Raw genomic sequence first — 14,874 nt, 5'->3', positions numbered from 1 at the left:
GGATGGGACAGGGCGGGGACCGGTCGCGCAGCCTCTATGCGCCGGCGATGCGCTACTTCTACGCCGTGGCAGAGCTTGGGTCCATCCGCGCCGCTGCCCGTGAACTCAACGTCGCCTCGTCGGCGGTCAACCGCCAGATCCTGTGGCTCGAGGAGGCGCTCGACCTGCAGCTGTTCGAGCGGGTGGGGCGCGGCCTGCGCCTGTCGCCGGCCGGCGAGGTGCTGCTTGCCCATGTCCGGCGCACCTATTCGGACTTCGAGGGAACGGTCGCCGAACTGGATGCGCTCAAGGGCCTTCGGCGCGGGACCGTCTCTGTTGCCACCGTCGAAAGCCTGGCCGAGACGATCCTGCCCGACATCATCGGCACATTCCGCAAGACCTATCCCGGCATCCACGTCGCCGTGACGGTCACCTCCGCCCAGCAGGCGGCCGCCCTGGTGGAGGCGGCGGAGGCCGATGTCGGCTTCACCTTCGACCCGCCGCGCAACGCCGCCCTGTCGGTCGCCTTTGCCCATGACCTGCCGATTGGCGCCGTCATGTCCCCCGGCCATGACGCGGCGCGCGCCGGGCCGCTGACCCTTGCGGACTGCCTGCGCTACCCGATTGCCCTGCCGGCGCGCGGGCTTTCGCTGCGCACCCGGCTCGACGCAGCCCTGGCCCGCATTCCGGGCAACCTGCGCACCTATGTGGAGGCCAACTCGCTGTCCTTCATGCGCGCGCTCGCCCGGCGCGGGATGGTGATCAGCTTCCAGACCCGAATCGGGCTGGAAAAGGATCTGGAGGCCGGGACACTGGTCTTCCGCCCGCTCACCGATGCGCCGCTGCAGCAGGACCGCTTCGTCATCGTCACATCGTCGATGCGGGCGCTGGCGCTGGCCCCGGGCATGTTCTTCGATCACGCCATGATCGCGTTGAAGGATCATTTGCCGACGATTGATGCCATTTAGGCATCGAATGGCTTCGCAAATGGTTCTATGTTCGGCCAAGGTTTTGCGGCAACCTTCGTGTGGTTGCCCTGCGGCAAACCGCCGCGACAGACCGGCGCGCATCAAGCGCAACGCAGGACACCACCAGAGGGAGAAGAATGATGGGGCGTTTGACGACGCACGTGCTGGACACCGCTCTCGGCCGTCCGGCCGCCGGTCTCGTGATCGAACTGTGGGCCGTCGAGCCCCGGCCGTCGCGCCTGCGCCGGGTGGAGACCAACGCGGACGGCCGTGTCGACGGCGCCATCCTGGAAGGAGCCGAGTTCGGCCCCGGCATCTACGAGCTGCGCTTCTTCGCCGGCGATTACCTGAAGGCCAGCGGCGCCACCCTGACCGAGCCGCCCTTCCTCGACATCATCCCGATCCGCTTCGGCATCTCCTCGGCCAGGGACCACTATCACGTGCCCTTGCTGCTTTCGCCCTTCGGCTATTCCACCTATCGGGGCAGCTGACCCATGCGCGACACCCTCCGATTTCTCCGGGCTGGCAGGATCGTCGAACTGGGCGACGTCGGTCCCATGGACACGGTGCTCGACTATCTGCGGCTCACCGAGCGGGCGACCGGCACCAAGGAAGGCTGCGGCGAAGGGGACTGCGGCGCCTGCACGGTTGCCCTCGGCCGGCTCGTCGACGGGAAGCTTGTCTACCAGCCGGTCAACGCCTGCATCCAGCTTCTCGGCATGATCGACGGGGCGGAACTGGTCACGGTCGAGGACCTGAGCGCGGACGGACGGCTCCATCCGGTGCAGAAGGCCATGCGGGACCTGCACGGCTCGCAATGCGGCTTCTGCACGCCGGGCTTCATCATGAGCCTCTTCACGCTCTACCACGCGGAGGGCATGACGAAGAGCCGGCAGGCCGTCACGGACTGGCTTGCCGGCAACCTGTGCCGCTGCACCGGCTATCGCCCGATCATCGACGCGGCGCTCGCCAGCTGTTTCGAGGCGGCCGACGATGCCTTCTCCTGGCGCGCCGGCGAGACGCGGGAGGCCCTGCGCCGCCTGGCCGACAGCCGCGACATCTTCATCGGCACGAGTGACAGCTTCCTTGCCGCGCCTGCCACGGTCGGAGGGCTTGCGGCCATCTACGGCCAGCACCCGGACGCCACACTGGTGGCCGGCGCGACGGATGTCGGTCTGTGGATCACCAAGAGCCTGCGCTCGCTTCCGAAAATCATCCATCTTGGCCGCGTCGCCGGAATGAACCGGATCGAGGAGACGGCCTCGGGCCTCGTGCTCGGCGCCGGCGTCACCTACGCCCAGGCAGAAACGGCCCTGACGCGGCTTGCGCCCGATCTGGGCGAGCTGCTGCGGCGCGTCGGCTCGAAGCAGGTGCGGGCGTCGGGGACCATCGGCGGCAACATCGCCAACGGCTCCCCGATCGGTGACATGCCACCGGCCCTGATCGCGCTCGGGGCCCGGATCGAGCTGCAGCAGGGCGAGGAGGTGCGCAGCCTGCCGCTCGAAGCCTTCTTCCTCGACTACGGCAAGCAGGACCGCAGGCCCGCCGAATTCGTCACGGGGATCTTCGTGCCACGGCCCGATGTGAACGAGGTCTTCCGCTGCTACAAGATCTCCAAGCGCTTCGACCAGGACATCTCGGCCGTCATGGGCGCCTTCCGCTTTTCCCTCGACGGGCCGATCCTGCGCGAGGCCAGGATTGCCTTCGGCGGCATGGCAGCCACACCGAAGCGGGCCACGGCCGCCGAGGCCGCGCTGGCCGGGGCAAGCCTTGATGACCCGAGCACCTGGGCGGCGGCCATCCGGGCCCTCACCACGGACTACCGTCCGATCACCGACATGCGTGCCAGCGCCGACTACCGCATGGAAGCGGCGCGGGCGCTGCTGGCCAAGGCACTGATGGAGGTGAGCGGCGCGGACGAACCGCTGCGGCTCAAGGGGGCAGCGCACCAGGGAGGCTCGGATCATGAACGCGCCGCATGACACCCGCCGGACCGGCGCGCCGCTCGCCCATGTGCACCGGTCATTGCCGCATGACAGCGCCGAAAAGCACGTGACGGGAACAGCCGTCTACATCGACGACATGGTCGAGCCGCAAGGCCTGCTGCATGTGGTGCCCGGCTGGGCGCGCCAGGCGGTGCGTGGCCGCATCTTGTCGATGGATCTCGACGCGGTGCGGGCCGCTCCGGAGGTGGTTGCGGTTCTGACCGCCGCCGATGTGCCCGGGCTCAACGACTGTTCGCCCTCGATTGGCGGCGACCCGGTTCTCGCCGGCGGCGAGATCCTGTTCTACGGCCAGGTGGCCTTTGCGGTGGTGGCCCGGACCCGGGACGCGGCCCGCCGCGCCGCCCGGCTGGCCCGCATCGAGGTCGAGGCCGCGACGCCGGTCGTCACCGTCGAGCAGGCGCTGGCAGCCGATGTCACCGTGCTGCCGGACTACCAGTTCCGGCGCGGGGCCCCGGAAGCCCGGCTTGCGACGGCACAGCGCCGGCTGGAGGGGTCGTTCCGGATCGGCGGTCAGGAGCACTTCTATCTGGAGGGCCAGATCGCCATGGCGATCCCGGGCGAGGACCGCAGCATGCTGCTGCACACCTCGACCCAGCATCCGACCGAAGTGCAGCATGTGGTCGCGAAGGTGCTCGGCCTGCCGGACGCGCTGGTGACGGCGGAAGTGCGCCGCATGGGCGGCGGCTTCGGCGGCAAGGAAAGCCAGGCCAACCAGTGGGCCTGTCTGGCCGCGCTCGCGGCCCGGATCACCGGTCGCCCCTGCAAGATCCGGCTGGACCGCGACGACGACATGATCATGACCGGCAAGCGGCATGATTTCCGCGTCGACTGGTCCGTCGGCCATGACGACAGCGGCCGCATCGAGGCTGTCGACATGACGCTGCTGGCCCGCTGCGGCTATTCCGCAGACCTGTCGCTTGGCGTGGTGGACCGGTCGATGTTCCACTCCGACAGCAGCTATTTCTATCCCGATGCCGTGATCCGGTCGCGGCGCCTGCGCACCGACACCTGTTCCAACACGGCCTTCCGCGGCTTCGGCGGCCCCCAGGGGATGCTCGCCGCGGAGCGGATGCTCGACGCGATCGCCATCACCCTCGGGCTCGACCCGCTGGAGGTGCGCAAGCGCAACTTCTACACGGCCGAGCGCAATCTGACACCGTACGGCATGCCGGTGGAGGAATGGCAGACGCTGCACCGGGTGGTGGAGGAACTGGAGGAGCGGACCGATTACTGGCAGCGCCGGCATGAGGTGCGCGCCTTCAACGCCCGCAGCCATGTCCTCAAGAAGGGGCTTGCCCTGACCCCGGTCAAGTTCGGCATTTCCTTCACGCTGAAGCATCTGAACCAGGCCGGCGCGCTGGTGCATCTCTACACCGACGGCTCGGTGCACCTGAACCATGGCGGCACGGAAATGGGGCAGGGGCTCTACCAGAAGGTCGCCCAGGTCGTGGCCGACGAGCTGGGAGTGACCCTCGACAAGGTGGCGATCACCGCGACGACCACTGCCAAGGTGCCGAACACCGGCCCGACGGCCGCCTCCTCCGGCACGGATCTCAATGCCATGGCGGCCCGCAACGCGGCGAGGACCATCCGCGAGCGGCTGGTCGCGCTGGCGGCCGAGCGCTATGCCTGCCCGCCGGAGACCGTCGTGTTCCGCAACAACCGGGTCCTTGCCGGCGACACCGAAGTCTCCCTGGCCGAGCTGGCGCGCGCGGCGCATCAGGCCCGCATCCACCTGTCGGATGCAGGCTTCTATGCCAGCCCGAAGATCACCTGGGACCGCGACAGCGCCAGCGGCCGCCCGTTCCTGTACTTCGCCTATGGGGCGGCGGCGAGCGAGGTCACCATCGACACCATGACGGGCGAAATGGTCGTCGACCGGGTCGACGTGCTGCATGACGTCGGCCGCTCGCTCAATCCGGCGATCGACATCGGCCAGATCGAAGGCGGGTTCGTCCAGGGCATGGGCTGGCTGACGACGGAAGAACTGGTCTGGGACGACCAGGGGCGGCTGCGCACCCACGCGCCCTCGACCTACAAGATCCCGACCGCCTCGGACATCCCGGCCCATTTCGACGTGCGCCTCTACGACAGCCCGGGCAATCCGGAGGAAACGATCTACCGCTCCAAGGCCGTCGGCGAGCCGCCGGTGATGCTGGCTAACTCGGTCTTCTCGGCCATCACCGACGCCATCGCCTCGCTGCGGCCCGGGCACGTGCCGCCGCTGGATGCGCCGGCCACGCCCGAGGCGATCCTGAAGGCGGTTCGTGCCATGAAGTCGGGAGGAGCTGCATGAGCCTGTGGCGCCGGATGTCCGGGTGTCTCGAGCGGGACGGGGCCTGCGCCCTCGTCACCGTGGCCGAGGTGGCCGGCTCGGCGCCGCGCGAGGTGGGCGCGCGGATGATCGTGCGCGCCGACGGCAGCCTCAGCGGCACCATCGGCGGCGGCACGCTCGAGTTCGAGGCGATCCGCTGGGCCATGGCCGCACTGGCCGCCGGACGGCGCGAGCTTGTGATCCGCCGGGTCTCGCTCGGCCCGGACCTCGGGCAGTGCTGCGGCGGGCGGGTCGATGTGGCGATCGAGACCTTCTCGGTCGCGGACCGGGGCGAGGTGTCGGCCCTTGCGGCGCGCGAGGCCGAGGGCGGACGGTTTGTGACCCGGCGCGATCCGGTCACCGGCCTGCGCAAGGTCCAGACCCCGGACACGGGCGGGCCCCTTGCCGCCTTCACGCGGGCCGCCGATGGCGCGATCCTTGAGGTGTTCGGCGCGACGGACCGGCCGGTGTGGCTGTTCGGGGCCGGCCATGTCGGACGGGCGGTCGTGCTGGCGCTCGCGCCCTTGCCCTTCGCGGTGACGTGGATCGACAGCCGGCCCGAGATGTTTCCGGCGGCAATGCCGGGCGACCTGACCTGCATCGCCCATGACCGGCCAGCGGATCTGGTGGACAAGGCGCCGGCGGATGCCTTTGTTTTGATCATGACGCATTCGCATGCGCTGGACGAGGACATCGCCGCGGCGGCGCTGAGAACGGGCAGATTTCCCTATGTCGGCGTGATCGGCAGCGCGACCAAGCGGGCCCGGTTTGTCAGCCGGCTTGGCAAACGTGGCCTCGCCCCTGCGGCAGTTGCAGCCCTGGTCTGCCCGGTCGGCGCTGGCGGCGTTGCCTCCAAGCTGCCGGCAGCCATCGCGGCGTCGATTGCGGTCGAACTGCTGGTCACAAATGAGGCAGCAAACGCGGAAAGCTTATCCAATCAGACCCTTGCGCTAGGCTCAGGGCTCAGACAATAACACGGCCAGGCGTGGGAACTTCGGGGGGACGGCGTGGACAGCAGCACTGCAGCAGCCGATGAGCAACGGACATCAGCTCCGCCGGGCGGTGGCAGCGGCGGCCGGCGCGCGGGCGCCGACGTCCTGCTTGCGGCACAAGGGATCACCAAGCGGTTCGGCGCCGTCGCCGCCAACGCCGACGTGGACCTGGTCGTCAACGCGGGCGAGATCCATGCCCTCCTCGGCGAGAACGGCGCCGGCAAGTCAACGCTGGTGAAGATCCTCTACGGGGCGCTGCAGCCCGACGCAGGCCGCGTCACCTGGCAGGGGAGGGAGGTCCGGGTGGCCTCGCCCGCCGCCGCGCGCGCCCTCGGCATCGGCATGGTGTTCCAGCATTTCTCGCTGTTCGAGGCCCTCAGCGTTGCGGAGAACATCGCGCTGGCGCTGGAAAAGCCCGGAACCATGCGCAGCCTTGCCGACAGGATCCGCGCCGTCTCGCGCGACTACGGCCTGCCGCTCGACCCCGACGCCCTTGTCGCCGACCTGCCCGTCGGCATCCGCCAGCGCATCGAGATCGTCCGCTGCCTGCTGCAGCAGCCCCGTCTCATCATCATGGACGAGCCGACCTCCGTGCTGACCCCGCAGGAGGCGGACGAGCTGTTCCTGACCCTGAAGCGTCTGGCCTCGGAGGGCTGCGCTGTCCTCTACATCAGCCATCGCCTGGAGGAGGTGCAGCGCATTTGCCACCACGCCACAATCCTGCGTCACGGCAAGGTGGTCGCCGAATGCGACCCGACACGGGAAACGCCCGGTTCGCTCGCGCGGATGATGGTCGGGGCCGACATCGCCCATGTGGCGGCCGCAGCACAGGCCCCCGGGGCAGCGGCAACGCGGCTCGCCGCCCGCCGCCTGAGCCTGCCGGCGGCCACGCCCTTCGCCGTGCCGCTGACCGACGTGACGCTCGAGGTCAGGGCTGGCGAGGTCGTGGCGGTTGCCGGCGTGGCCGGCAACGGGCAGGGCGAACTCTTCGATGCGCTGACCGGCGAGCGACGCACCGCGCCCGGCATGGTCGAGATCGACGGCACGGCCTGCGGCAACGAGGGCATCACCCGCCGGCGCCAGCGCGGCGCGGCCTTCGTGCCGGAAGAACGGCTCGGCCATGGCGCCGTTCCCGGCTTCCGGCTGTCCTCCAACCTGCTGCTGACCCGCCATGCGACCGGTGACGGTCTGGTGAAGGGCGGCTTCGTCGCCTTTGCGGCCATGGCAGCGATGGAGCGGCGCATCAAGCAGGTCTATGACGTGCGCATGTCGCATGACGACCCGGAAGCCCGCGCGCTATCGGGCGGCAACCTGCAGAAATTCGTCGTCGGACGCGAGCTGTCGCGCAATCCCGGCGTGCTGATCGTGAACCAGCCGACCTGGGGCGTGGATGCCGGCGCGGCCGCGCTCATCCGCCAGGCGCTGGTCGATCTCGCCCGCAAGGGATCGGCCGTGCTCGTGATCAGCCAGGACCTCGACGAGATCTACGAGATCGCCGACCGGATCGCGGTCATCTCGCGCGGCCAGCTGTCGCTGGCCGAACCGGCTGCTGCCATGAGCCGCGAACGCATCGGCCTGCTGATGGCCGGCGGTGCGGAAGCCGCTGCCCCGACCGGCTCGTCGACTGCAGCCCGGAGAGCATGATGCGCCTCGTTCTCGTCAAACGCGCCGAACACAGCCGCCTGATGACGGGCCTGTCGCCGGTCATCGCGGTCGCCCTGACCATGGTCTCCGCCGGCATCCTGTTTGCGGCCGCAGGCCACGATCCGGCGCTTGCCCTCTATACCTTCTTCATCGAGCCCCTGACCGACAGCTGGTCGCTGCAGGAGGTGCTGGTGAAGGCGACGCCGCTGGTGCTGATCGCCTGCGGCCTCTCGGTCTGCTACCTGTCGAACAACTGGAACATCGGGGCGGAAGGCCAGTTCGTCGTCGGCGCCATCGCCGGATCGGTGCTGCCGATCATGGTCCCGGCCTTCGAGAGCGTGCTGACCTTGCCGCTGATGCTGCTGATGGGGGCCGTCGGCGGCGCCCTGTTCGCGCTGATCCCGGCGCTGCTCAAGACCCGCTTCAACACCAACGAGATCCTCGTCAGCCTGATGCTGGTCTATGTGGCGAACCTGGCGCTGGACTATCTGGTGCGCGGCCCGTGGCGCGATCCGGGCGGGTTCAATTTCCCGGAATCCGCGCTGTTCTCGGCGGCTGCGACCCTGCCGACGCTGGGAGACGGGCGCCTGTCGGTGTCGCTGCTGGTCGCCATTGCCGTGGCGATCCTCCTGTCCGTGCTGCTTGCCCGGACCCTGAAGGGGTTCGAGATCCGGGTGCTTGGCGAGAGCCCGCGCGCCGGCGCCTTCGCCGGCTTTTCCTCCCGGCGCATGACCGTCTTTGCCTTCCTGCTGTCGGGCGCACTGGCCGGACTTGCCGGCATCATGGAAGTGGCCGGCTCCATCGGCCAGCTGCAGCCGACAATCTCGCCGGGCTACGGCTTCACCGCCATCATCGTGGCCTTCCTCGGCCGTCTCAATCCGCTTGCCATCCTGGTCGCCGGGTTCGTGCTGGCGCTGAGCTACATCGGCGGCGAGGGCGTGCAGGCCTCCATGGGCATCTCCGACAAGATTGCCAGCGTCGTGCAGGGGATGCTGCTGTTCTTCGTGCTCGCCTGCGACACCCTCATCCTCTACCGGATCAAGCTGCAGTCCGGTCAGACCGCAAAGGGAGAGCGCGCCCATGTTTGAGGCGATCCTGCTGACCGTGATCACCGCCGCCACACCGCTGCTGCTGGCTGCCATCGGCGAGCTGGTGGTGGAACGCTCCGGCGTCCTCAACCTCGGCGTCGAGGGCATGATGATCATGGGGGCCGTCACCGGTTTTGCGGTCGCCAACGTGACCGGATCGGGGGCCCTCGGTGTCCTCGGGGCCATTGCTGCCGGCATGGCGCTGTCTGCCCTGTTCGCGTTTCTGGTGCTGGTGCTGGTCACCAACCAGGTGGCGACCGGGCTGGCGCTGACGTTGCTCGGCCTTGGCCTCTCGGGCCTCATCGGCGAGGCCTTCATCGGCGTGCCGGGACTGAAGCTGGAGAAGCTCGACATCCCGTTCCTGAGCGACATTCCCTTCGTCGGACCGGTGCTGTTCAGCCAGGACCCGATCGTCTACGCCTCCTTCGCGCTGGTGGCCGCCGTCGCCTGGGCGCTGACCCGCGCGCGCATCGGGCTGATCCTGCGTGCCGTTGGCGACAACCACAGCTCGGCGCACGCGCTTGGCCTGTCGGTGCTGAAGGTGCGTTTCCTCGCGATCCTGTTTGGCGGTGCCTGCGCCGGCCTGGCCGGGGGCTACATGTCGCTCGCCTACACGCCGCAATGGGTGGAGAACATGACGGCCGGACGCGGCTGGATCGCGCTGGCGCTGGTCGTGTTCGCCTCCTGGCTGCCCTGGCGGGTCGTCATCGGCGCCTACCTGTTCGGTGCGGTGACGGTGCTGACCTTCCACGCACAGGCGATCGGTGCCGGCGTGCCCTCGCAGCTCTTGTCGAGCCTGCCCTATCTTGCCACCATCCTCGTGCTGGTGCTGATTTCCTCGAACCGCCGCCTGACGCTGGTCAACACGCCCGCCTGTCTCGGCAAGCCGTTCGTTCCCGATCGCTGACCGAAAGGCCAGCCGCCGGGGCCCGTCGCGGTCCGGTCCCGGCAGACCTCACCAGGATCCGCGAAAGCGTCGGACCGAAACCGACAAGTCGAAGGGGAAGTGTCACATGAAGAACATCCTGAAAGCCGCCGTCGCGGCGCTTGCGCTGGCTGCCGCCAGCACGGCCGCCCAGGCCGCAGACCTGAAGGCCTGCTTCGTCTATGTCGGCCCGGTGGGTGATTTCGGCTGGTCCTACCAGCACGACCAGGGCCGCCAGGCGATGGAAAAGCATTTCGCCGGCAAGGTGGAGACCGCCTATCTGGAAAGCGTGCCGGAAGGCCCGGATGCCGAGCGCGCGATCGAGCGCTTCGCCCGTGAAGGCTGCGGCATCATCTTCACCACCTCCTTCGGCTACATGAACCCCACCATCAAGGTGGCGCAGAAGTATCCGAACGTGAAGTTCGAGCACGCAACCGGCTACAAGACCGCAGCCAACGTGGCCACCTACAACTCCAAGTTCCACGAGGGCCGCTACATCCTCGGCCAGATCGCGGCCAAGATGTCGACGAAGGGCACCGCGGGCTACATCGGTTCGTTCCCGATCCCGGAAGTGGTTTCCGGCATCAACTCCTTCATGCTCGGCGCCCAGTCGGTGAACCCGGACTTCAAGGTCAAGATCGTCTGGGTCAACTCGTGGTTCGACCCGGCCAAGGAAGCCGATGCGGCCAAGGCGCTGATCGACCAGGGCGCGGACATCATCTCGCAGCACACCGATTCCACCGCACCGCTGCAGGTGGCGGCCGAGCGTGGTGTGCTGGGCTTCGGACAGGCCTCCGACATGATCGCCTTTGCGCCGAAGTCGCAGCTCACCTCGATCATCGACGAGTGGGGCCCGTACTACATCGAGCGCGTGCAGGCCGTGCTCGACGGCAAGTGGGAAAGCAAGCAGACCTGGCACGGCCTCAAGGAAGGCCATGTCGTGATGGCGCCCTACACCAACATGCCGGCTGACGTCGCCGCCATGGCCAAGGCAACCGAGGAGAAGATCAAGGGCGGCTGGGAGCCGTTCACCGGTCCGATCACCAAGCAGGACGGCACCGAGGCCGCCGCCGCAGGCGTCCGCCTGGAAGACGCCGCCATCCTCGGCATGAACTGGTACGTCAAGGGCATCGACGACAAGCTGCCGCAGTAACGTCAAGCCGTCTGCAGGGGCGGTCCGCCGTCCCTGCAGATCGCCCCCTTGGAGAGCGCCCCCTTGGAGATCGCCCATGGGCCGCACCGGTGTCCGCCGGCCCGGGCCCGGATCAGGACCGGGACCGGGAACTGGGCCAGCAACAGGGGCGGGGGTCTGACGGACCGCCCGCACGGGCCGGACCCCTGGCAAGGGCCGATTGCGCAAAAGACCGATCACCGCCGCGCTGCCGACCCGTCCGGGCCGGCGGCTCAGGCTCCCGCGTGCCGGCCGGTCCGGCCGGAGCGCCACCCGACCACGACACTCCAGAGAGTTCGCCATGATGATGACCTTCGCTGCCGACTGGCTCAACCTGCTGCTCCGCTGGGCGCATCTGGTCGTCGGCATCGCCTGGATCGGCACCTCGTTCTACTTCATCGCGCTCGACCTGGCGCTCCGGAAGCGGGACGGCATGCGCGAGGGCGTCTACGGCACCGCCTGGGAGGTGCATGGTGGCGGCTTCTATCATGTCGAGAAATACACGGTCGCTCCCTCCTACCTGCCGCAGGACCTCATCTGGTACAAGTGGGAGGCCTACCTCACCTGGGTGACCGGCTTCGCGCTGCTGGTGGTCCAGTACTATTTCAACGCCTCGTCCTTCCTGATCGACCCGTCCAAGGTCGCCATGACCCCCGGCGAGGCGGTGCTGATCTCGGTCTTCAGCCTTGTGGCGGGCTGGTTCATCTACGACGGCCTGTGCCGCTCGCCGATCGGGCGCAACACGCCGCTGCTCGCGGTCTGCCTGTTCGCCTTGATCCTGGGCGCCTCCTACCTGTTCACGCAAGTGTTCTCCGGCCGTGGCGCGCTCATTCACGTGGGGGCCTTCATCGGCACGATCATGGCCGTCAATGTCTTCGGGGTGATCATCCCGAACCAGAAGAAGATCGTCGGCAGCCTGCTGCGGGGCGAGGCCCCGGACCCGAAGCTCGGCCAGATGGGCAAGCAGCGGTCCGTGCACAACAACTACCTGACCCTGCCCGTGCTCCTGATGATGGTCTCGAACCATTATCCGATGCTGACCGGCCATCCGCATGCCTGGCTGCTGGTCGCGCTCGTGCTGGTGATCGGGGGCATGGTGCGCCACTTCCTCAACCGTCACGAGGCTGGCGATCCCTTCGCCCGCTACTGGTGGACGCTGCCCTCGGCCGCTGCCGGCCTGGCCGTGGCCCTGGTGATGACGGCGCCGCGCGACTTCTCGGGCGCCGGAACGGTCGCGGATGCGGAGGCCCTGAAGATCAGCCAGCAGCACTGCGTCATGTGCCATGCGGCAACCCCGACCCACGAAGGCTTCACCGAGGCCCCGAAGGAAGTGCGCCTTGAAACGGTGGAAGACCTGCGCCGCTACGCGGACCAGATCATGGCCCAGGCGGTCCAGTCCGACGCCATGCCGCTCGGCAACGAGACCGGCATGACCGACGCGGAGCGCCAGACCCTTGGTGCCTGGATCACGCAGCAGAAGTAGGAGGAGCGGGGACGATGACGACACCCCTGGCCCTTGCGGCCGTGAACGCCCTGACCGCCGAGGCCTTCGTCGCGCAGTTCGGCGATGTGGCCGAGCACTCGCCGTGGGTGGCGGAAGAGGCGGCACGGGCCGCGCCCTTTGCCAGCCGCGCGGCGCTGGTGGAGGCCTTTGCCGCAGCCATGCGCCGGGCCCCGCGAGAGCGGCAGCTCGCGCTGATCCGCGCCCATCCCGACCTTGCCGGCAAGGCGGCGGTGCGCGGCGAGATCGCCGAGGACTCGCGAAGGGAACAGGCCGGCGCCGGTCTTGACCGGTTGAGCCCGGAGGAATTTGCCCGGTTCACGGCGCTGAACGAGGCCTACAAGGCCCGCTTCGGCTTTCCCTTCATCCTCGCCGTCAAGGGCGCGACCAAGGACCTGATCCTGGCGGCCTTCGAGACCCGGCTCCATCACGATGCGGACACGGAGTTCGACACGGCGCTGACGCAGATCGCACGGATCTTCCGGTTCCGGCTCGAGGACCGTGTGGAAGACTAGGCGATCCGGCCAGTCAGGGCTGCAAACAGACCCCCGGCCGCCATCCCGGGCGCGCGAAGCGGAGACCCGGGACAGGACAGCCACGGTCTCTCCCAGGATAACTCATTGAACGATAGAGGCCCCGGCTCTCCGGTCCCGGCTCGGCGCTGCGCCTGGCCGGGATGACTTCGGTGAGGTCGAGGTCTGGCCAAGGTCTGGCAAGCGTGACGGGCGGAGCTGCTGGCTCAGCCGTCGCGGCTCCAGATCAGCGGATAGGACTCCGGCGCGTCGTCGACGCCGTTGCAGTCCTTCTTTTCCCGCAGCGTCAGGGCTTCCCAGCCGATGCTCTCGCCCTCCAGATAGACCAGCTCGTAGGTCACGAGCCGGCCGCAGTCGCCGATGCCCCGGGCGCGGGCGAAGGAGGTGAGCACGGACGTCGCCGGGTCGAAGGACGGGCTGATGATTTCCGGGTCTTCCGTCGGCTCTCCGGTCGGCGGGCCCTGGAAATGCAGCAGGGCCGCGTTGAGATCGCCGTCGATGAGCACCGAATAGACATAGACCGAGGTGCCCTGGTAGGCCCCCAGGAAGCAGGGCAGTTCCCAGATGCCGCTGGTCTCGTTGATGCCGTAATAGGTGGCGCCGAGGGCCGGCAGCGTGTCGGAAAGCGGGCAGACGGGATCGGAGGTCGCCGCCTCGCGGACCCGGTCGGGCACCTCTGCCAGGTCCGTGACCGCCCGGCGTTCGATGATGCGCACGCGGCGGTCATCGCTGACGCTGGACTGGATCGTCTCCGTGCCGCCGGGGCGCAGCGCCAGCTGGAAGCTGCCGCTGTCGGCCGGGCGGGGGCCGGAAATGATCAGGGCATCCTGGCGGCCGACGCGACCCTGATGATCGTCCATCAGCGCGAGGACCGGAGTGAAGCCATCCAGCGGCACGGGAATTTCCACCTTGGTCCCGCTGGCCAGTTCCAGCACGGCGGTCGCCGCGTCGCCGGCCTTGAGCGCGCGCATCATCGGTTCGTCAGGCACGATGCCGCCGAACCGGACCTTGCCTTCGTCCGGCTCGCGGGTGATGTCGCCGACCATGCGGTAGTCCTGGCTCGGCACCCAGAGCCGCACCTTGCCGCCGACCGGCGGGGTCAGGGAGGACTGGAACTCGAGCACCATGTCCGCCGCCGGCGCGAGCGGCCGTTCGAGCGCCAGCCGCAGGTAGTCTCGCTCCCCGACCGACACGAAGGTTTCGGCGGTGCACTGGGCCTCGGCATCGCAGCTGAGGGTCCAGGCGCCGTCCTGCAGCACCACTTCGGTCGCCCCCAGCGGCGCGGAAAAGGGCAGCAGCGCGAGGGGCAGCGCCCCGGCGGCGCACAGAAGACGACGGAAGACTGCGGCTGTGGTCATGCGTCCTGCTCCCCCGTGAGACGCTCGAACCGGCCGTCGAGAAACTCGTCGACCGGCCGGGCCCAGATGGTTCCGTCCTGGCCCTGATAGAGAAAGGCGTGAAGCCCGCTGGCCTCGATGCGGCATCGACCGACGATGCGGTACACCCCTTGCGTCTTGCGATGCCGCCACAGGCTGCCGCGCAGCGCCGGATCAAGTCCGCCGGCCAGGCTCGCCGCACCGATGTCGCCGTCAGCCGGGACCGGCTCGGGCGGGGATGAAACGCTGCTCATGAATGCCCCTCGCGGCCGCAGGCAGGCGGCCTGTCGAGAGTCATAGGACAGGAGCGCCCCGTTTCACAAGCGCCCGGTTGCACCAGCGTGGCTCGGGCAGCGGGCGTCTGGCCGTGCGGACCG

Annotated in this window: 13 protein-coding genes; 11 read left to right on the top strand and 2 right to left on the bottom strand. The window is 68.7% G+C overall.

The genetic code is table 11. From position 1 onward, the window contains the following. The first annotated feature begins 2 nt into the window (after window positions 1-2). The 11 genes from GWI72_RS06105 (at window position 3) to uraD (ending at window position 13,103) form a co-directional block, all read left to right on the top strand. Entirely contained in the window at window positions 3-947 is a 945-nt protein-coding gene (locus GWI72_RS06105; protein WP_161672913.1) for a LysR family transcriptional regulator, read from the top strand. A gap of 140 nt (window positions 948-1,087) precedes the next feature. Next, window positions 1,088-1,438 carry a hydroxyisourate hydrolase gene (gene uraH, locus GWI72_RS06100; protein ID WP_161672911.1) on the top strand — a complete coding sequence of 117 codons (351 nt, stop codon included), beginning with the start codon at window positions 1,088-1,090 and terminating at the stop codon, window positions 1,436-1,438. Between the two features lie 3 nt (window positions 1,439-1,441). Next, complete coding sequence (xdhA, locus tag GWI72_RS06095; RefSeq protein ID WP_161708133.1) at window positions 1,442-2,929, top strand: xanthine dehydrogenase small subunit; 1,488 nt, start codon at window positions 1,442-1,444, stop codon at window positions 2,927-2,929. Further along, window positions 2,913-5,249 carry a xanthine dehydrogenase molybdopterin binding subunit gene (gene xdhB, locus GWI72_RS06090; protein ID WP_161672907.1) on the top strand — a complete coding sequence of 779 codons (2,337 nt, stop codon included), beginning with the start codon at window positions 2,913-2,915 and terminating at the stop codon, window positions 5,247-5,249. The genes xdhA and xdhB overlap by 17 nt, the downstream gene beginning before the upstream one ends. Then, window positions 5,246-6,241, top strand: coding sequence for a xanthine dehydrogenase accessory protein XdhC (gene xdhC, locus GWI72_RS06085; RefSeq protein WP_161708132.1), 996 nt, complete (start codon window positions 5,246-5,248; stop codon window positions 6,239-6,241). Before xdhB ends, xdhC begins: the two co-directional genes overlap by 4 nt. A 33-nt stretch (window positions 6,242-6,274) precedes the next feature. Further along, window positions 6,275-7,903, top strand: coding sequence for an ABC transporter ATP-binding protein (locus GWI72_RS06080; protein ID WP_161708131.1), 1,629 nt, complete (start codon window positions 6,275-6,277; stop codon window positions 7,901-7,903). Further along, window positions 7,900-8,991: an ABC transporter permease gene (locus GWI72_RS06075; RefSeq protein WP_244314209.1), complete on the top strand. Its 1,092-nt coding sequence runs from the start codon at window positions 7,900-7,902 to the stop codon at window positions 8,989-8,991. The genes GWI72_RS06080 and GWI72_RS06075 overlap by 4 nt, the downstream gene beginning before the upstream one ends. Beyond that, complete coding sequence (locus GWI72_RS06070; protein WP_161672899.1) at window positions 8,984-9,898, top strand: ABC transporter permease; 915 nt, start codon at window positions 8,984-8,986, stop codon at window positions 9,896-9,898. Before GWI72_RS06075 ends, GWI72_RS06070 begins: the two co-directional genes overlap by 8 nt. Before the next feature lie 106 nt (window positions 9,899-10,004). After that, a complete protein-coding gene (locus GWI72_RS06065; protein WP_161672897.1) occupies window positions 10,005-11,069 on the top strand; it encodes a BMP family ABC transporter substrate-binding protein in 1,065 nt (354 codons plus the stop codon). Between the two features lie 319 nt (window positions 11,070-11,388). Next, window positions 11,389-12,570: a urate hydroxylase PuuD gene (locus tag GWI72_RS06060; RefSeq protein ID WP_161672895.1), complete on the top strand. Its 1,182-nt coding sequence runs from the start codon at window positions 11,389-11,391 to the stop codon at window positions 12,568-12,570. 14 nt (window positions 12,571-12,584) lie between these two features. Further along, on the top strand, window positions 12,585-13,103 hold the full coding sequence (gene uraD / locus GWI72_RS06055) for a 2-oxo-4-hydroxy-4-carboxy-5-ureidoimidazoline decarboxylase (RefSeq protein WP_161708129.1): 519 nt from the start codon (window positions 12,585-12,587) through the stop codon (window positions 13,101-13,103). Between the two features lie 224 nt (window positions 13,104-13,327). Here the strand turns inward: uraD and GWI72_RS06050 are convergent, their stop codons facing one another. Both GWI72_RS06050 and GWI72_RS06045 read right to left on the bottom strand, forming a co-directional pair. After that, window positions 13,328-14,479 (bottom strand): DUF1176 domain-containing protein, encoded by a 1,152-nt coding sequence (locus GWI72_RS06050; RefSeq protein WP_161672891.1) that lies wholly within the window; start codon window positions 14,477-14,479, stop codon window positions 13,328-13,330. After that, the gene (locus GWI72_RS06045; RefSeq protein ID WP_209000060.1) at window positions 14,476-14,751 is read right to left on the bottom strand and encodes a hypothetical protein; all 276 of its coding nucleotides are present in this window, start codon (window positions 14,749-14,751) and stop codon (window positions 14,476-14,478) included. Before GWI72_RS06045 ends, GWI72_RS06050 begins: the two co-directional genes overlap by 4 nt. Window positions 14,752-14,874 lie beyond the last annotated feature (123 nt).

It is taken from the genome of Pannonibacter sp. XCT-53, from assembly GCF_009915765.1.
Taxonomy (GTDB): Bacteria; Pseudomonadota; Alphaproteobacteria; order Rhizobiales; family Stappiaceae; genus Pannonibacter; species Pannonibacter tanglangensis.
Note: the sequence above shows the minus strand (reverse complement) of the source record. Positions and strands in the feature narration are given on the sequence as shown.